The 19,143-nt window shown below is 43.6% G+C and carries 17 protein-coding genes; 13 read left to right on the top strand and 4 right to left on the bottom strand.

What is annotated here, in order from left to right:
- Positions 1 to 4: 4 nt before the first annotated feature.
- The 4 genes from JQM82_RS00760 to malQ all read left to right on the top strand — a co-directional run bounded on the left by JQM82_RS00760 (position 5) and on the right by malQ (position 4,085).
- Positions 5 to 964: a D-2-hydroxyacid dehydrogenase gene (locus JQM82_RS00760; RefSeq protein ID WP_235247942.1), complete on the top strand. Its 960-nt coding sequence runs from the start codon at positions 5 to 7 to the stop codon at positions 962 to 964.
- A 61-nt stretch (positions 965 to 1,025) separates the two neighbouring features.
- The gene (locus tag JQM82_RS00755; protein ID WP_235247941.1) at positions 1,026 to 1,652 is read left to right on the top strand and encodes a sugar O-acetyltransferase; all 627 of its coding nucleotides are present in this window, start codon (positions 1,026 to 1,028) and stop codon (positions 1,650 to 1,652) included.
- Between the two features lie 120 nt (positions 1,653 to 1,772).
- On the top strand, positions 1,773 to 2,450 hold the full coding sequence (locus JQM82_RS00750; RefSeq protein WP_235247940.1) for a helix-turn-helix domain-containing protein: 678 nt from the start codon (positions 1,773 to 1,775) through the stop codon (positions 2,448 to 2,450).
- A gap of 132 nt (positions 2,451 to 2,582) precedes the next feature.
- Positions 2,583 to 4,085: a 4-alpha-glucanotransferase gene (malQ, locus tag JQM82_RS00745; protein ID WP_235247939.1), complete on the top strand. Its 1,503-nt coding sequence runs from the start codon at positions 2,583 to 2,585 to the stop codon at positions 4,083 to 4,085.
- A gap of 31 nt (positions 4,086 to 4,116) precedes the next feature.
- Here the strand turns inward: malQ and JQM82_RS00740 are convergent, their stop codons facing one another.
- Positions 4,117 to 4,986: a YitT family protein gene (locus JQM82_RS00740; protein WP_235247938.1), complete on the bottom strand. Its 870-nt coding sequence runs from the start codon at positions 4,984 to 4,986 to the stop codon at positions 4,117 to 4,119.
- Between the two features lie 169 nt (positions 4,987 to 5,155).
- Positions 5,156 to 5,743 (bottom strand): peptidylprolyl isomerase, encoded by a 588-nt coding sequence (locus JQM82_RS00735; protein WP_235247937.1) that lies wholly within the window; start codon positions 5,741 to 5,743, stop codon positions 5,156 to 5,158.
- A gap of 213 nt (positions 5,744 to 5,956) precedes the next feature.
- On the opposite strand from JQM82_RS00735, the gene JQM82_RS00730 reads away from it, so the two are divergent.
- From JQM82_RS00730 to JQM82_RS00720, 3 genes are all read left to right on the top strand, one after another.
- Positions 5,957 to 6,958, top strand: a complete 1,002-nt coding sequence (locus tag JQM82_RS00730; RefSeq protein ID WP_235247936.1) for an ABC transporter substrate-binding protein — start codon at positions 5,957 to 5,959, stop codon at positions 6,956 to 6,958.
- 98 nt (positions 6,959 to 7,056) lie between these two features.
- A complete protein-coding gene (locus JQM82_RS00725) occupies positions 7,057 to 7,995 on the top strand; it encodes an ABC transporter permease (RefSeq protein WP_235247934.1) in 939 nt (312 codons plus the stop codon).
- A gap of 12 nt (positions 7,996 to 8,007) precedes the next feature.
- Positions 8,008 to 8,805 carry an ABC transporter ATP-binding protein gene (locus tag JQM82_RS00720; RefSeq protein WP_235247981.1) on the top strand — a complete coding sequence of 266 codons (798 nt, stop codon included), beginning with the start codon at positions 8,008 to 8,010 and terminating at the stop codon, positions 8,803 to 8,805.
- Between the two features lie 403 nt (positions 8,806 to 9,208).
- Here JQM82_RS00720 and JQM82_RS00715 read toward each other — a convergent pair whose 3' ends face one another.
- Positions 9,209 to 10,159 carry a ketopantoate reductase family protein gene (locus tag JQM82_RS00715; protein WP_235247932.1) on the bottom strand — a complete coding sequence of 317 codons (951 nt, stop codon included), beginning with the start codon at positions 10,157 to 10,159 and terminating at the stop codon, positions 9,209 to 9,211.
- Positions 10,160 to 10,316: 157 nt separating this feature from the next.
- Between JQM82_RS00715 and JQM82_RS00710 the strand changes: the two genes are divergently transcribed.
- The 6 genes from JQM82_RS00710 to JQM82_RS00685 all read left to right on the top strand — a co-directional run bounded on the left by JQM82_RS00710 (position 10,317) and on the right by JQM82_RS00685 (position 17,253).
- On the top strand, positions 10,317 to 11,246 hold the full coding sequence (locus tag JQM82_RS00710; RefSeq protein WP_235247930.1) for a DMT family transporter: 930 nt from the start codon (positions 10,317 to 10,319) through the stop codon (positions 11,244 to 11,246).
- A gap of 137 nt (positions 11,247 to 11,383) precedes the next feature.
- Complete coding sequence (locus JQM82_RS00705) at positions 11,384 to 12,100, top strand: FadR/GntR family transcriptional regulator (RefSeq protein WP_235247928.1); 717 nt, start codon at positions 11,384 to 11,386, stop codon at positions 12,098 to 12,100.
- A gap of 204 nt (positions 12,101 to 12,304) precedes the next feature.
- Entirely contained in the window at positions 12,305 to 13,672 is a 1,368-nt protein-coding gene (locus JQM82_RS00700; RefSeq protein WP_235247926.1) for an aldehyde dehydrogenase family protein, read from the top strand.
- A gap of 20 nt (positions 13,673 to 13,692) precedes the next feature.
- Positions 13,693 to 14,610 carry a phosphate butyryltransferase gene (locus JQM82_RS00695; protein ID WP_235247925.1) on the top strand — a complete coding sequence of 306 codons (918 nt, stop codon included), beginning with the start codon at positions 13,693 to 13,695 and terminating at the stop codon, positions 14,608 to 14,610.
- 12 nt (positions 14,611 to 14,622) lie between these two features.
- Positions 14,623 to 15,735 carry a butyrate kinase gene (gene buk, locus JQM82_RS00690; RefSeq protein ID WP_235247924.1) on the top strand — a complete coding sequence of 371 codons (1,113 nt, stop codon included), beginning with the start codon at positions 14,623 to 14,625 and terminating at the stop codon, positions 15,733 to 15,735.
- Between the two features lie 15 nt (positions 15,736 to 15,750).
- Positions 15,751 to 17,253, top strand: coding sequence for a sodium:solute symporter family protein (locus JQM82_RS00685; protein ID WP_235247923.1), 1,503 nt, complete (start codon positions 15,751 to 15,753; stop codon positions 17,251 to 17,253).
- Between the two features lie 79 nt (positions 17,254 to 17,332).
- Here JQM82_RS00685 and JQM82_RS00680 read toward each other — a convergent pair whose 3' ends face one another.
- Positions 17,333 to 19,108, bottom strand: a complete 1,776-nt coding sequence (locus JQM82_RS00680) for a sigma-54-dependent transcriptional regulator (RefSeq protein ID WP_235247922.1) — start codon at positions 19,106 to 19,108, stop codon at positions 17,333 to 17,335.
- Positions 19,109 to 19,143: the final 35 nt, after the last annotated feature.

Below are 19,143 nucleotides of genomic sequence, written 5' to 3'. Positions count from 1 at the left end.
GGAAATGGAAAAAAAGGTTTTGGTTGTAATACCGGTACAGGAAAGACATAAAGAAAAACTGGAGAAAGCAGGAAAAGGATGCAGATTTATCTATTCTTCATCAACGGAGGTGGAAGAGTCTGTGATTGCCGATGCAGAGGTCATCATCGGCAATGTTCCGGCAGAAAAAATCAGGGCATCGAATCGACTGGAGTTTTTGCAGCTGAATTCTGCAGGAGCGGATCCATATGTAATACCTGGGATCTTAAGTGACAGAACCATTTTGACGAATGCAACCGGAGCATACAGTAAAGCTGTTGCGGAGCATATGTTTGGTATGATGTTCATGTTACAGAAAAAGCTTCATCTTTACCGGGATGCACAGGCGAGAACTGAATGGACAGATGAGGGAACAGTAGTATCTATTACAGATGCAACGGTGCTGGTTGTCGGCCTGGGGGATATCGGACTTCATTTTGCTCGTATGGCAAAAGCACTGGGAGCTTATACACTTGGCATAAAACGCAGAAAATGTGAATGCCCGGATGGAGTGGATGAATTATATACGATGGAGCAGCTGGATGAAGTATTGCCGAGAGCAGATGTAATTGTCTCATTTTTGCCGGGAACAAAGGCGACGCATCATATCTATACAAAAGAAAGGTTTGCGCTGATGAAAAAGCAGGCAATCTTTTTGAATGGAGGAAGAGGAAGCGCCGTTGACACGGATTTATTATATGAAGTTCTTAAGAATCATCAGATCATGGCGGCAGGGATTGATGTGACGGATCCGGAACCTCTTCCTGCAGAACATCCGCTGTGGAAGCAGGACAATGTGATGATCACACCTCATATTTCCGGACAGTATCATCTTCCGGAGACATTTGAACGGATTGTTGATATTGCGGCTGAGAATCTGGAAGCATACCTGAATGGCCGATCACTTAGGAATGTCGTTGATTTTGCGACCGGATATAAGAAATAATGATCATAAAATGTGTCTTGTTGCTAATATGACAAATGTTCAGAGGAAAGGAAGGCGTGCAATGAATCAGGCCGAAAGAAGAGACCGGGGGATGGCATACATCTCAGATGAACAGATTATGGAAGAGCAGAAAGCCTGCAGAAAAATTCTGCAGAGATTAAATACGGCAGATTGTTCTGATTTTGAAGGAATTGCGGAAATTGTAAAGGAACTGCTGGGGAAATCGGAAAATGCATTTATCAATCCGCCTTTTCACTGCGATTATGGATTTCATATCGAGGTTGGAAAGAATTTCTATGCGAACTATAACTGCACGATCTTAGATGTTGCGAGGGTAAAGATCGGAGATAACTGCCAGCTGGCACCGAATGTTGCAATCTATACGGCTGGGCATCCGGTGCATCCGGTATCCAGGAATTCCATGTACGAATATGGAATTGAAGTTACGATCGGAGATAATGTATGGATCGGAGGAAGCACTGTGATCCTTCCGGGAGTACATATCGGGAGCAATACGGTGATCGGAGCCGGAAGTGTAGTGACCAGAGATATTCCGGACTGGGTGGTGGCAGCAGGTAATCCATGCAGGGTGATTCGGAGTATTAAAGAAGAAGATAAAGAATATTATTACCGGGACAGAAAATTCGACGAAGAAGCCTGGAATGTCATCAAAGGTCTGGAAGAATAAAGTTGTAGAAAATACTTTCGCATCCGATGACGGGAAAACTCCGACTCTACTGACAGTATGGTGCATTTTTTAGAAAGATATGCCATAATTAACATATAACAGAGGAGGGAGGTCACGGCGATGATTGATGTGAAAAAAGTCGGACTGTTTATTGCCGAATGCAGAAAGTCTAAAAACTGGACGCAGAAGCAGCTTGGTGAAAAATTAGGGGTAACGGATCGTGCTGTTTCAAAATGGGAAACGGGGCGTTCTTTGCCGGATATATGTCTGATAGAAGATATCTGCAAATTATTTGATCTGCAGGTGAGTGAACTCCTCGCGGGAGGAAAAATAGAAGAAGAAGATTACAAAAAAGAAACGGAGCAGATGTTAATTCGGACGATCGGAGAAAATCAATTGTACGGATTTCAGGTCGTTCTTCACTTGTTGGAAATCAGTGCACTTCTGGCATTTTATGTTCCTTTTTTCCTTGCTCAGGGAGGGATCCCGAATATGACGGTGGAGAATGTTTTTTGCTGGCTTGCCGTGGTTCTTTTAATGGGTTGTACGATTTATCTGGATGCAAAGCTTCCGGCTAGAAGATATCGTTCCTCGAATATCTGGATTGAAGCATTGAATGCAGGTATAGCATTTCTTATTATGGTGTTTTACGTTTTTTATATTAATGATATTGCGGATATGATAAAACAAGGAGAAAGTGTCGAAGTACTGTACGCAACTGCGTTCATAGGATTGGCATTGGTAGTAGGGACGCGTGTTCTTGCAGTTTATAAAAGAAAAAGGGAAGAGGGATTATAAAATCGTATTATTGTATTATAATTGAATAAGATATTACAAGAAAAATGGAGAAAATTAGTTTATGGTAATAGTATAATACAAAAAATAAGCAAAGAGCCGACGGATGATGTCCGGCGTGATAAGGAGTATGTTATGAACAGAGCAGCAGGTATATTATTACCGATATCCAGCCTGCCATCAAAGTATGGAATTGGCTGTTTTTCAGAAAGTGCGTATCGTTTTGTGGATTGGATCAAAGAGGCCGGACAGACTTATTGGCAGATTCTCCCCCTGGGACCTACCAGTTACGGGGATTCTCCTTATCAGTCTTTTTCTACATATGCGGGCAATCCGTATTTTATCTGTCTGGAAACGCTGGTTGAAGAAGGGGTTTTAACAAAAGAAGAATGTGATGAGGCAGACTTCGGAGAGAAAGCAGATGATATTAACTATAAAAAAATGTATGATCATCGTTTTCCACTTTTACGAAAATCGTATGAAAGAAGTAATATCAGTGAGAATTCCGAGTATCAGAAGTTTGTAAAAGAGAATCAGTGGTGGTTATCTGATTATGCGTTATTTATGGCTCTGAAAGACTGGTTTGGCGGAAAAGCATGGACAGAGTGGCCGGAGGATATCCGTCTGAGATATGGATATTCTCTCGATTACTATCGGGAACAGCTGTATTTTGATATTGAATTTCATCAGTATCTTCAGTTTAAGTTTTTTGAACAGTGGTACCAGTTAAAGAGTTATGCGAACAGTAAGGGAATCCGGATTATCGGAGACATTCCGATTTATGTCGCAATGGACAGTGCAGATATATGGTCTCATCCGGAACTGTTTCAACTGGATGAGAATAACATGCCGACAGCAGTAGCGGGCTGTCCGCCGGATGGATTCTCCGCAGACGGACAGCTCTGGGGAAATCCGTTGTATCGCTGGGATTATCATAAAAATACGGGATATCAGTGGTGGGTTACTAGACTGTGGTATTGTTTTAAGCTTTATGATGTGGTAAGAATTGATCATTTCCGTGGATTTGATGAGTATTTTTCGATTCCGTTTGGAGCGAAGACTGCTGCAGGTGGACATTGGGAGAAGGGGCCCGGAATTGAGTTGTTCCGCCAGGTGGAGCAAAGCCTCGGATGGCATGAAGTCATCGCGGAAGATCTTGGATATATGACAGATTCTGTACGGCAGCTCGTAAGAGAAAGTGGTTTCCCGGGAATGAAGGTGCTGGAATTTGCTTTTGATTCCCGTGATTCAAGTTCGGCGAATGACTATCTTCCGCATAATTATCCGGAAAATTGCGTAGCTTATACGGGAACGCATGACAATGAGACGATTAATGGATGGCTGGACAGTATTACGAAGGAAGAACTGGCATCCGCAAGAGATTATCTCTGTGACCATTATACACCGAAGAAATGGCTGCACAGATCATTTGTTGCTCTGGCTATGAGGAGTAATGCCAGAACCTGCATCATTCCGATACAGGATTACCTGGGAATGAATAATAAAAGCAGAATCAATCAGCCGTCTACGATAGGAACAAACTGGCGCTGGAGACTGACCGAGGAAAATCTGTCGGAGGAACTTCGGGAAGAGATACTTAAGACTACAAAAATCTATGGACGAATGAACTGGAATTAGAGAGACGGGAGGTCAGCTGACCTCCCGACTTTTATCTGTATTTCTTTTTCATGGAGAATCCGCGCCCACTGACTTCATTGACACGGCTGACTACCATAAAGCTTTCCGGATCAATAGAGCGGACAAGTTTTTCGACTTTTGGAAGTTCACGTTTGGATATTACGCTGAGTATTACCTGAGTTTTATCACGAAAGTAACCGCTTTCGCCATCCAGTAAAGTAACTCCTCGGTCGATCTGTTCCAGAATTGCGTTTCGAATTTCGTCAGATTTCTGACTGACAATCTTAAGTTCGGTTCTTGTTGTGCCAATCAGCAGCAGCTTATCCAGTACAATCGTGTATATCATAACTAATACGATACCGTACAGTATATTTTCTGCCGGGCGAAACAGAGCCTGCCCTAACAGTATGAGAACATCAAAGGCATACATACTGCCGGAGACGGGAATGCGAAAAGTCTTATGCAGAATCAGCGGAGGAATATCCATACCTCCGGTAGATGCACCTGAACGAATGACAATTCCGAGAGCAATTCCGATTCCAAGTCCGGAAAAAATGGTGCACAACAGCAGATCGTCCGTTATGATGTAGTTTCCAAATACACGGTCAAAGATCTCCAGTGCGAATGGATAGAGAAAAGTGCTGGCCAGAGTTGTGGCAGCAAATTGCCGACCAAGGATCAGATAGCCTGCAATTAGCATAATGACATTAAAAGCAAGCACAAACTGTGTGACGGAAACCCCGAAGAAATGCTGGATCGTGAGCGCGATTCCGGTGGTCCCTCCTGTCACAAGACCGGATGGAAGCAGGAATAATTTTACCGTCAGAGCATACAGAAAATTACCGGCAATTACAAAGAACAAAGAGGATAACGTTTGAAAAAAATCTTGTTTTTGTTTCATGAAAAGACCTCCTGAGGGTTTTGTGAAATAAAAAACACGTCTGTCAGAGAGATTTTCCCTAACAAACGTGGATCAAGGCACTGCCTAATACACAATTATTATATAGGCAATAAAACTGTTCGTCAAGAATTATAGAAAACTTTGACGAATGGAGGGGGTATAGTTCCTGCTATCTTTCCCAGAACTGAGCCCAGGAAGGAGTCAGAACACCCTCATGTATACGGATTGGTTCCGGATAAGTCTGTCCCTTCAGGTCGAGTTCCACATAATCTATGATCTCCGGTTCTACGGGGGTATTTACCACGAGGCCGGGAATCGGGAAGTCGTCTACAGGTCGGATATCGACGTGTTCCAGACGAAGGATCTCCTCGATTCCGGATATCACTTTCCCAAATACCGGATAATGGCCTTTGTGTTCCGGGCACGGACGCAGTGGAAAGAAGAATTCACAGCCGGCTTCTCCGAGATCATCGTATCCACCCATACATACACATCCGACTTCAGAGTCCAGAGGCGTAATTTCAGGATGAAGTTCATATTCAAACGGAATCAGATATTGTCCTTCTTTTTTGCGAAATCCGGTGTAGCTCATGTCAACCCAGTGACCTGGAACGATTCGTTCGATCGGGTGACCGTCAAAGATACCATGGCTGGCGGCGTAGATAAAGCTGGCGACTGTGTTTGGTGCAATTTCCGGAAAGAGTTCAATCACGATGCAAGATTTATTTGCCATATATATGGTTGCAGTTGGGTTCATAGGTAATTCAAATCTCCTTTTCGTAAGTTTTTCTGGAAATATTATAAGATAAGAAAGATGAGTTTGAAAGAGGAAAAGAAAAATAAATTACTCTTGACGAATACGAGGCACAAGAATATAATAGGGAATATCGAAAAACACTTTCGCGAGTTGAAGTGTAAAAACTTGACGCTTTAAACTGAGAAAGAGTAAGATCGTTGAGGAGGAAAGACAATGAAAAAGAAATTAGTATCAATTTTAATGGTAGCTGCAATGGTGCTTTCCATGACAGCATGCGGAGGTAACTCAGACAGCAGCGAAGGAGGTTCATCTGAAGAAGAATCATCCGGCGAGGCATATAACATCGGTATCTGCCAGCTGGTTCAGCATGATGCACTGGATGCGGCAACACAGGGCTTTGAAGATGCGCTCACAGAACTGTGCGGCGAAGGTAATGTAACATTTGATGAGCAGAATGCACAGGGCGAGCACAATATGTGTGCGACCATTATTAATCAGTTTGTATCTGATAATGTTGATCTGATTCTTGCAAATGCAACGGATCCACTTACAACAGCAGCGACTGCAACAGCAGATATTCCGATTATCGGAACTTCCATCACCGATTATGCAACTGCTCTTCAGATTGAAGACTGGACAGGAGCAACCGGAATTAACGTATCTGGAACAAGTGATCTGGCTCCGATTGATGAGCAGGAAGCAATGTTAAAAGAACTTCTTCCGGATGCCAAGACAGTGGGTATCCTGTACTGTTCAGCAGAGCCAAACTCTAAATATCAGGCAGAGAAGTTTGAGGAAGCTCTTGATAAGGACGGCATTGCATACAAAGAATATACAGCAGCTGATTCCAATGAGATTCAGTCCGTTGTTACAAGCGCTGTATCAGAAGTAGATGCGATCTACATTCCGACAGACAATACAATGGCAGCAAATACAGAGATCGTTAAGAACGTATGTGTGCCTGCAGGAATTCCTGTAATCGCAGGTGAGCAGGGAATCTGTACCGGATGTGGTATTGCTACATTATCCATCAGCTACTATGATATCGGATACAGAGCCGGGGAAATGGCTTATGAAGTATTGGCAAATGGTGCTGATATTTCTACAATGGAAATTGAATTTGCACCTGAAGTAACAAAGATGTACAATAAAGAAATCTGTGATGAACTCGGAATCACAGTACCGGATGATTACGAAGCAATTGAAGCTGAATAGTCAAAAAGAACAGAGATAATATTGAGTACGCCGCGGCAGATCTGCTTCGGCGTACTTAAGGTTATAAAAATAAGATAAAAAGAAAGGAACAAGATAAAATGGTGGCTTATTTTGCAGCATTAGATCCGATGACGCTGGTCCGTGCACTGCCGGGTAATGTGGCACAGGGTCTGATATGGGGAATCATGGCATTGGGTGTGTACATCACGTATCGTATTCTGGATTTTCCGGATCTGACAGTTGATGGTACCCTTGCTACAGGAGGCGCTGTGGCAGTTATGTTGATACAGGGAGGAATGCATCCGGCACTGGCTCTGATATTTTCAACGCTGGCAGGAATGCTCGGAGGACTTGCTACAGGACTTCTGCATACCGCTCTTGGAATTCCGGGAATTCTGGCAAGTATATTGACTCAGATTTCATTGTACTCGGTGAATCTGGGAATTATGGGGAAGGCAAACCAGAGTATCGGAATCGGACAGAAAGGACTGGTAGCTTCCCTGAGATTTGTGTCTGCACAAGACAATTATCTGTTCTTTATTCGTTTGATCGTGATCTGCCTTGCACTGGTGGCAGTGGTGTACTGGATCTTCGGTACAGAGATTGGGTCTGCGATCCGTGCGACCGGATGTAATGAGCAGATGGCCCGTGCACAGGGCATCAATACCAACTTTACAAAAGTAATTGCACTTATGATTTCAAATGGACTGGTGGGTCTGTGCGGAGGAATCTATGCACAGTATCAGGGATCTGCTGACGTAAACTCCGGACGTGGAGCAATTGTCATCGGTCTTGCAGCCGTGATTATCAGCGAAGTCATATTTGGAAAGCTGTGTGCAGGCAAAAAGATTGCTTTTGCATATACACTTGCTTCTTTATTTGTGGGTGCAATTCTGTATTACATAGCATATACACTTGTATTATGGCTGAAGATGCCGTCTGATTACATGAAGTTATTCTCTGCAATCGTTGTGGCAGTTTTCCTTGCAATTCCGTATCTGAAGGAAAAATATTCTACGAAACGCAGGAGGGCATAAGGCATGGCATATATGTTGGAAATCAAAGATCTTCATAAGACATTTAATAAAGGTACAATTAATGAAAAAGTTGCATTGGACGGAGTGGATCTTCAGCTGAATCCGGGAGATTTTGTTACGATCATTGGTGGAAACGGCGCGGGAAAATCCACGACGTTGAATGCGATTGCAGGAGTATGGCCGGTAGATCAGGGTAATATTATCGTAGACGGAGTAGATATTACAGATCTTCCGGAACATAAAAGAGCCTCCTGTCTTGGACGTGTATTTCAGGATCCGATGACCGGAACAGCAGCGACCATGTCAATCGAAGAAAATATGGCGATTGCCGCAAGGCGCGGGCAGAAACGTGGCCTGGGATGGGGAATCACAAAAAAAGAGAGAGAAGATTTCAAAGCGCAGTTGAGAGAATTGGATCTTGGTCTGGAAGACCGTATGAGCAGTAAAGTCGGATTGTTGTCCGGTGGACAGAGACAGGCGATTACTCTTCTTATGGCGGCCATCAAAGAGCCAAAGCTCCTTCTTCTGGATGAACATACAGCGGCACTTGATCCAAAGACGGCGGCAAAGGTACTGGAGCTTTCTGACAAGATCATTGAAGAACATCATCTGACCGCTATGATGGTCACACATAACATGAAAGATGCGATTGCACACGGCAATCGTCTGATCATGATGCATGAAGGAAAGATCATCTACGATGTCTGCGGAGAAGAAAAGAAGAATCTGAAGGTGGCAGATCTTCTTCGGAAATTTGAAGAAGTAAGTGGCGGAGAATTCGCAAATGACCGTATGATGCTTGCAAACTAAACTGAATCGAAAGTTAAAATTATGAGGCGTTTCTCAAGATAAGATAGCTTGGGAGGCGCCTTTTTATACAAAATGAAAAGACAGACTCCGGAGAATCTGTCTCGTTGCATCTTTCTTAATAGAGTGCTCTGATGGGCATATACAATATATTTTTCTTCTTACATCCTCTTTTTTCGATTTTATTTAGAATGTTTCAAGTTGTTTGCGCTATAATTGGGCAATCTTTGCATAATATCATATCAATGCCCAATTATAGACTTACTTTTAATTGTTCCCAAGATTTTTTGGGGGAATCGTTCAATTTTTCTCAATACGCCCAAAATACATATCCTGGTATCGAACCATGAAGTCAGCGTTTTCCCCGACATACCCAATGAATAATCAGTTGCCGAGTTTCTGATATTTACAAAAGTCCTGTTTTTTCTTTCAGTATCTCGTACATTTTTCTGGAAACCGGTACGGATATTCCATACTTTTCTGCCTCTCGTACAATATATCCGCTGAAGGTATCCAGCTCTGCCTGCAGCCCCGTACGGATATCCCGCTGGAGAGAACTGGTAGCATCGTCGGAATAGTCATTGTGAAATTTGTCGATGATGATCTCGATGTGTTTTGGCCGGATGTCTACCTGTTTTGCAAGGGCAATCTGGTAGGCTTCCTGCACGAGAGCTTCATATTCGGACGTTTTTTCTGGGTCTGAGCGCAATTCACCGATAGTGTTGTCATAGGCAGCGGTTGCAACGTTGTATGCACAGTTTAAGATATACTTTCTCCAGATGGCCTGTTCAATGTCAGGAGCACATTTGTGGTCGATACCTGCACCCGTAAGAACACCGGAAACTTCGGAGACTGCCTGCGCCTGTAAAGCGTCGGCATTTTTGATTCCGATGTACAGATTGGCGAACTTGCCCTGCTGAGTAATGGAATAGTCGGCATTGGCAAATGCAACGATATAGATCAGAGAGTCCACGACTGTTCCCTGGGGCAGGATGTTTCGGATCCGGTCTCCCGGATCGGTTCCGTTCATAACAGGAATGATCACAGTATGATCTGTGATAGCATGGGCCATGCTCCGGCATACTTCTTCCAGAGAGTAATTTTTCACACATACAAAAATGTAATCCTGTTCTTCCATATCTTCTACCGTGACTATTTTTTCCGGAAATGCAGTAATCTCTCCGTTATAATCACTGTGAAGGATTAGTCCGTGTTTCAGGAGGGCTTCCTTTCGTTTTCCCCTTGCGGCAAATGTGACATGCGGATAGTGTTTGGCAAGCATTCCCGCAAGATATCCGCCGACTCCGCCGATGCCGACAACGGCGATTTTTTTATCTGTTAATAATGTTTGGTTCATATTTTTTCACTCCTTTTCCACTTTATTGTACTACATCGGCAGTAAAAATGTACAGGGAAAGAATTTTGTTGCAAGAAAGATGTTGAAAAAACACTGTTTTCCATATATATTTTTTATGGGACGAAATAGAGACGAAAATGATAAGGATGTTCAGCTTATGAAAAAAGATACATTAACGATTACAAAACCGGGTATGGTCTGTGCTGTAGCTCTGCTGTGCTGCCTGCTCTGGGGAAGTGCTTTCCCAAGCATCAAAATAGGGTACAGGCTTTTTGAGATTGCAGAAGGGGATTCGATGTCACAGCTTTTGTTCGCCGGATACCGGTTTTCGCTGGCAGGAATCATGGTGATCGTGATTGGCAGCCTTATGAGCGGACGTATTCTTTGTCCGAAGCGTTCTTCCTGGTCTATGGTGATCAGGCTTGGAGCGGTGCAGACAATCTTTCAATATGTCTTTTTCTATATGGGACTGGCACATACAACAGGGGTGAAATCTTCGATCATCACAGCTTCCAATGTGTTTTTTGCTATTTTTTTGTCAGCAGTGGCCTTTCGTGAAAAGATTACTCCCGGCAAAATGGCAGGGTGTATCATCGGATTCGCAGGGGTTGTGCTGATCAATCTTACAGGTGCCGGAATCGATCTGAATCTGTCATTAGCAGGAGAAGGAGCCATTATGCTGTCGGCGTTTGCATCCGCGTTATCTTCAGTATTGATCAAAAGGTATTCGGCGAAAGAAGATACATTTACCCTGTGTGGTTATCAGTTTTTGTTTGGAGGTGTTGTGCTTTCTGCAATCGGACTTGTCGGCGGCGGAAGAGTGAGTGGTTTTACAGCTGCGTCTGCAATGCTCCTTGTATATATGGGGCTGATATCTGCGGTTGCATACTCGCTCTGGAGTCTGTTGCTTTCCTGTAATCCGGTGGGAAGAGTTGCGATCTTCGGGTTCAGTAATCCGATGTTTGGAGTGATTTTGTCTGCAATATTGCTGGGAGAAAAGAATCAGGCATTTACTGTTCGGGGAGTTACGGCTCTGATTCTGGTCTGTGTCGGCATCTGTATGGTGAATAAAAGTCAGGGTTCTTAACTCAATGATGAGTATGGATATTAAGATAATTTCGGATATTACTTGTAAATCGTCTGAACAGTCTGCTATAATAGACTCAATGTTGCATGTTCCGGGCGGGGACATGAATGAGAATATGGTATGGAAAGTGATGAAACATGGGAAATAATAATTTGTTTGCGGAGCTTCCGAAGGGATCCATTTCAGAGATCCTCGTGAAGAGAATTACGGATGCGCTGATCAGCGGAGAACTGAAGCCGGGCGACAAGATCCCGACAGAAGTGGAATTCAGTGAAAAGCTGGGGGTAAGTCGTAACGCAGTCAGAGAGGCGCTGAAGGTTCTGGTTGCTTTTGGTGTTCTTGAGATCCGGCGTTCGGAAGGTACCTTTGTTGTGGAAGAGTATAATAATAAGCTCCTGGATCCTCTGTTGTACGGATTGATTCTGTCAGAGCATTCGATGGAAGAACTTCTGGAAGTGAAGATTGCAGTCGCAAATTCGGTGCTGTATCTGGCAATTCTAAATGCCTCCGACGAAGAGATACGTAAGCTTCGAGGGTACGGACTGGAATTTCAGAAGATTATGAATGAAGAACCTGCGGACATTGAAAGAATGTATCAGGCAAGTAAAAGATTTAACGAATATCTGAGTGAGATATCCAAGAACCGTATGCTGTATCAGCTGGACAGTATTGTGCGGAAGATTGCGTCGTTTACCAGGCATAAGGCAATCGAGGTGTCTGTGGAGAGAAATATGCTGAATGCACTTCCGGATAATTATCTGAAAGAGGTGGATATTCTGGAGGCAAGAGATAAAAAAGCAATTGCAGACTTCATGGACGAACGCCTGAAATTGTGGCAGGAATTGTTATTATAGAGCTTTTGAAGAATGTAACAAGGACACGAATTGATAAAAAAATAGCAAAAGTGTTAAAAAATAGACATAAATAGTCTCGGTAAATTGTACAATTTGCACAATTTACCGAGACTATTTTTTTATGTAATGCCGATTGAAATGATATGTACAATGTAGTACATTGTACATATAACGTTTAGAGCTTATGCTTAAGGAGGAGTAGAAATGGAAGCAAAGGAATATGTATTAGATCTGATTCAGAAAGGTAGAGCTGCACAGCAGGTATTTGAAAAGTTTTCGCAGGAAGACGTCGATAAAGCAGTACGTGCAATCGGAAAGATTATCTATGACAACGGCGAAATGCTTGCAAAGATGGCGGTAGAAGAGACACGTATGGGTGTCTATGAAGACAAGATCAAGAAAAACAAAGGAAAAGCAAAAGCTGTATGGGCAAAATTAAAAGGTGTTAAGAGCCGTGGAATCATCGAATATGATGATGCAGAGGGTATTGTAAAGGTTGCAAAACCGATCGGAGTGATCGGTGTTGTGTCTCCGACAACCAACCCGACCATGACACCAATGCAGAATGCAATGATCGCATTAAAAGGTGGAAACGCAATCATCGTTGGACCACATCCACGTGCAAAGAAGACAGGTGTTGAGACTGTTAATTTGATGAGACAGGCATTGAAAGAAGTTGGAGCTCCTGAAGATCTGATCCAGATCGTACCGGAACCAACTGTTGAGATCTCCGGACTGCTCATGTCAGAATGTGACGCATGTATCTCTACTGGTGGTCCTGGAATGGTTAAGGCTGCATATTCCAGCGGAAAACCGGCATTTGGAGTAGGCGCTGGTAACGTTCAGACACTGGTTGACAGAGACGCTGATATTGCAGATGTAGCTGACAAGGTTGTGGTTAGCCGTATCTATGACAATGGTGTTCTGTGTACTTGTGAACAGTGTGTGCACGTTCCGGCTGAGAAGTTTGATGAACTGGTAGGCGAGATCGTAAAACGTGGAGCTCATTATATCAGTGAGCCTGCAGATGTAGATGCTTTAAGAAAGGGAATGTTCCCGACAGGTGCAATCAACAAAGATGTTGTTGGTGCTTCACCGGCATTTATCGCAAAGACAGCAGGTCTTGAGTGCCCGGAAGATGCAAAACTGCTCCTTGTTAAGATTGAAAAATATGGTGCAGATGAATATCTTGCAAAAGAGAAACTTTGTCCGGTACTTGCAATCAGACCATACGATACATGGGAAGAAGCCGTAGATGTAGCTGTTACGAACCTGAAGAACGAAGGTGCAGGACACAGTGCAGTAGTACATTCCAATACAAAAGAACATGTAGAATATGCAGCAGAGTTACTCCCGGTATCTCGTGTTGGTGTTAACATGATCGGATCATCCGGACTTGGAGGAGGACTTGATAATGGTCTGAATCCGACAGCTACACTTGGATGCGGAACATGGGGCAACAACTCAATCTCTGAGAACTTATGGTGGCATAATCTTGTTAACATTGCAAGAGTCGCATATAGATTACCAGACAGACCGATTCCGACAGACGAAGAGATCTGGGCAGAATAGGCACTACAGGAGACTGGGTTATGATTCGTAGTTTTGAAGAATTGATTGAAAAAGTACAAAATGGGGAGCCACAGACATTGTCTGTGGCTGTTGCCCAGGATGCAGACGTTCTTATGTCCGTCTGGAATGCATACCAGAATCGCATCATTAAGGGTGCATATCTGGTGGGGAATGAAAAAGAAATCCGGGAAATCGCGGCAGAGCATGAGATTGATCTGTCAAAATTTGAAGTCGTAAATGAAGAAGAAAAACCGGAAGCATGTGCAACAGCGATCAAGCTGGTAAAAGAAGGAAAAGCATCTCTTCCAATGAAGGGATTTGTGGATACGTCTGTTGCATTGAAAGCTTTGCTGAATAAAGAATACGGACTTCGTACAGGAAATCTGATCTGCCATGTGGGTCTGATGGAAGTACAGGGATTTGACCGTATGTTCCTGCTCAGCGATTCTGCTATGACGATCGCACCGACACTGGAGCAGAAGGTAGATCTGATCAAAGCATGCACACAGATTGCACACGCAATGGGCAATGAGAATCCGAAGGTTGCTGTTCTTTGTGCCGTAGAAAAAGTTAATCCGAAGATGCCGGCAACACTGGATGCGGCAGAGCTTACCAGAATGAATGAAGAAGGTGAGATTACCGGATGTATGGTAAAAGGACCGCTCGCAATGGATAATGCAGTTTCTCCTGAGGCTGCACACCATAAGGGAATCGATCATCCGGTAGCCGGAAATGCAGATGTTCTGATCACACCGGACATTGAAGCCGGAAATATTCTCAATAAATCTATGGAATATTTTGCGAAATGCAGAAAAGCCGGATGTATTATGGGCGCTGCGAAACCAATGGTACTTACCTCACGTGCAAGCTCCGATGAGTCTAAGATGAATTCGATTGCACTTGCGGTTCTTGCAGCACAGGAAATGAATAAGAATTAAGGAGCAGTATGTATGTATCGAGTGATTGTATTAAATCCCGGCTCAACCTCAACAAAAGTAGCACTGTATGAGGGAGATAAGAAGATTTTTTCGGAAAATATTGCGCATCCTGCAAGTGATCTGGCGGTATTTCCCAATATCGTAGATCAGCTTCCTTATCGTAAGGAGATTATTATCAAGACACTGAAGGAAAAGGGAGTAGATCCGGGGACAGCAGATGCATTTTCAGCAATCTGTACCGGTCTGTTGCCGATGGATGGCGGTGTATATGAGGTGAATGACAGGATGTATGCTGACGGTCAGATTGGTCCGGGAAGCAAGCACCCTGGAAACCTTGGCCCTCTGCTTGCGAAGGATTTTGCGGAGGAATTTGAAGGACGTGCATTTATTGTAGACGCGAGCAGTGTGGATGAATTTGAAGAAGAAGCCCGTATGACGGGATTTGCTGAAGTTATACGTACCAGCCGTGGTCATCCGCTGAACCAGAGAGCAGCTGCAAGAAAATATGCTGCTGACTGCGGGAAACCATATGAAGAATTAAATCTGATTGTAGCACATCTTGGAGGTGGAATCTCTGTCAGCGCACACTGTCAGGGAAAGATGATCGATACGGTCGACAGTACACGCGGGGAAGGACGTATGGCACCGACCAGAAGCGGAACGGCACCGCTTGCAGATGTTGTAGAACTTTGCTATTCAGGAAAATACACAAAGCAGGAAATGTTTACCAAGATCATGAAGACCGGAGGATGGGTAGCTCATCTTGGAACTTCAGATGCCATCGAGGTAGAACGCAGGATAGAAGAAGGCGATCAGTTTGCTGCATTGGTATATCGTGTTACAGCTTATCAGATTGCAAAAGATATTGCGGCAATGGCATCCGTAATGAAAGGAAAAGTGGATGCGATTATTCTTACAGGAGGAGTTGCATATTCTGACATTATGGATGAAATGATCAGAGAGCGTGTCGAATTTATCGCACCTGTGAAATTGTATCCGGGTGAATATGAGATGGATGCGCTGGCAGCAGGCGCAATCCGTGTGCTTGACGGAAAAGAGGAACCAAAATCCTATACTGGAGAACCAGTATTCCCGGGATTTGATGTTCTGTATAACAGATTATAAAAAGAGGAGAGAGTCATGGATATAGGCGTATGGAATATAGTTGGAATCATATTAGTTATTCTTCTTATTATGGGAGTAGGAATATACTCCGGCCGGATGGTGGCGGATGCAAGTGACTTTGATACCGGCGGCGGTAAAGGCGGAAAATTGATGGTCTGTGGCGCGATTATGGGAAGTCTGGTAAGCGGACAGGCGACAATCGGAACAGCACAGCTTGCGTTTGATTTTGGACTGTCGGCATGGTGGTTCACATTAGGGGCAGGAATCGGCTGTCTGGTACTGGCGGTTGGTTATGCCATTCCTTTAAGGCATAGTGGAAGTGTAACGCTGTTAGAAGTAATTGGCAAAGAATATGGACCAAAAGCAGAGTATGCGGGGTCAGTATTATGTTCCATTGGTATATTTATCAGTGTCATTGCGCAGGTTTTATCAAGCTGTGCGTTGCTTACAACTATTTTTCATATGCAATTCTGGCTTGCGGCAGCGATATCTATTATTATCATGGCATTTTACGTAGTATTCGGCGGTGCATGGGGAGCCGGGATGGGCGGAGTAGTGAAGCTGGTATTACTCTATGTGGCATCTATCTTGGGGCTTGTGATTGTACTTACCGGAAGCGGCGGTTTATCCGGAATCCTGGGTGGATTAAATAACTTGCTTGCAGGTACGGATCTGGGCAATATCAGTGGATTAGTGACAGAAGGCGATATCAGCGGCAGATATGTGAATCTGTTTGCCAGAGGATTTCTTAAGGATATGGGATCCGGAATCTCACTGCTTTTAGGTGTGTTGGCAACACAGACCTATGCACAGGCAATCTGGTCCGCTAAGAGTGACAGCGAGGCAAGAAAAGGGGCGCTGTTAAGTGCTCTTCTTATCCCGCCTATTGGAATTGCGTGTATTTTCATTGGTATGTTTATGCGAAATCACTGTCTGACAGAAGCTGAGATTGCAGCACTTACGGAAGCAGGAAAAAAGATTCCGGAAGGAATGATGGAAATTGCGAATTCTTCACAGGTATTTCCTTCATTTGTACTCTATTATATGCCTCAGTTTATAGGCGGAATCGTGCTTGGAACTCTGCTGATCACGGTAATCGGAGGCGGAGCAGGTCTGTCCATGGGAGTTGCGTCTATCCTGGTAAATGATATCGTATGTAAGATATCTGAGAAATTTTCAGATACTAAGAAGAAATTATATGCAATCAGATTTACCATTGTGGCTGTTCTGGTGTTGGCAGCAATTATCGCGTTGGTAGTTCCTGGCGGCGTGATCAATGATTTTGGTTTCTTATCTATGGGAATCAGGGGAACCGTTGTGTTTATCCCTCTTACCTGCGCATTGTTTGCAAAAGGAAAAGTTTCATCTGGAGTAACACTGGTTTCTATGGCGGCAGGACCGATAGCGGTATTGGGAGGAAATTTTGTGAATCTTCCGTTTGATCCACTGTTTTTGGGAATTGCAGTGACAGTCGTCATTATGGCAGCAGGATACATAACCAATAAATCGAATTCATAATATTCAATACTGTATATAACTGTATAAATAAATTTCCACAAGAACGCTTCGGCGTTTACCTTGTGGAAATTTTTTTATGTCAGAATTGCTTCAGAAGTCTCCACAGAGTGGTTCGGCTGATTCCGAGTCTTGCGGCGGTGGCACTCTGGTTATAGTTTTCTTCCTGGAGGACGCGCATGATGATGTCGTATGTGATGTCTTTCAGGGGACGATGAATGTCAAAATCGATGGCGCCGGTTCCATTCCTACAACTTAGAACAGTCTCTCTTCGGAGAATATCTGCGATCAGAGAAGCCTTGATATAAGCTCCATGTGTGCCGGAGAACGCTTCGTTGATCACTCGCTTCAGCTGATCCAGATTGTTTGTCCATCGATATCCCTGGAGAAGACTCATTGCTTCCGGTTCGATACCGGCCAGCTGCATGCCGTGGCTGGTGTTCAGCTGATGAATATACATATTTACAAGTTTTGGTATCTCATCGATAAAATGAGACAGGTTTGGCAGCACGATATGAATGCAGGACAGCTTGTTGATCAGATATTCACGGGTGGTCGAAGTGTCCGATCTGCTGGCGTCGGCCCGCCAGGACAGAATCAGACGGTTTCGCCTTGACATATTTGTAGATGTGATGAATGTGATCAGCTGTTCAATCAGAGTAGTGCTGAGATAGTTACAGTTTTTAAAATAAAATGTATAGTCATTATCATAAAATGGAGAATTGGTATTGCCTGCCAGTTCTTTCATCTCGGCGTCGGTAAGGGATTCGCAGTTGATTGTAAAAAGCGGATATGACTGGAGGCGGCTGCTTTTATGAATGATCTGTGCGAGCCTGTCTTTGCCGGTGCCTCCCTCTCCTTCCAGGAATACCGGAAGACTGGTCTTACTGATATCTTCGATTTTCCGGCGGATTGCATGGTATGCTTCGTGATGATAGAGGAAAGAGAAAAACTGGGAAGAAGATTCGGTGGTTTCTGATTTGATTATGCTTCCGGTCAGCTCCAGTTCTGCTTTCTTATTTACTTCAATGAAAAAGTGATAGTAGTGGGTATCGGACAAAACAGCTTTTTCACCGGTGAATTTGTAGGTATTTCCTTTGCTTTTTTTGATTGACACAGTATGTCCGTATTTTTTTACATCTGATATTAATCTTTTGGTTTCTGTTGTAAGGAAATGAGAAGGACCTTTGACGGAGGAATAAGACAATATTCCGGTTTCGTCATAGATCAGATACATTTCATCTCTTGCAATCATCTTTGTCTTAATCAGACGGTTTTCAATCTGATAGTTCAGATAATATTTTGAAAATTCTACAATCTGGTTCAGTGCTTTTTTGATGGTTTCACTCCCGGAATTAAAAAGCATGTTTGGAATATTACACTCTCTCGCATATCTGCAGGCACTCATGTCGCCGATGACCAGCTCACATCCTTGTTTTCTCAGAGTATCAATATGTTTTACTGTATCTTCCCATGAATACGTAATCAGAATATTCAGGTCATAATTTAATATATCTCCGAGCTGTTCTGCGAGTGCAGCAATGCTGGGATAACATACAATTGCAAAGTTTTCAGTAATGCCTTCTGCCAGTGTGATTGCATTCAGCACATCATAATAAGACAACTCCATATCAAAAACAGGAAGTGTTGTCAGTTTTTGAAGAGTCAAGGCTGTCCCGCCCCGGGAGAGGATGGCATCATAAGTTTCCAGATCGAGACCGGACAGTAGTGTAGGAGCATAGTCAAGGTCAGCGTGATAAGTGGTCATGACTATATCATTTCTCTGGGATGCAATCGTATCCATTACATTTTTTAGTCCTTCATAGGGAGCGATTCCCAATATTTTTATTTTTCTCATATTTTATTATGTTGCAAAAATGAACAGTATACTCC

The organism is Faecalicatena contorta (assembly GCF_021531995.1).
GTDB classification, from domain to species: Bacteria; Bacillota; Clostridia; order Lachnospirales; family Lachnospiraceae; genus Dorea_A; species Dorea_A contorta_A.
Note: the sequence above shows the minus strand (reverse complement) of the source record. Positions and strands in the feature narration are given on the sequence as shown.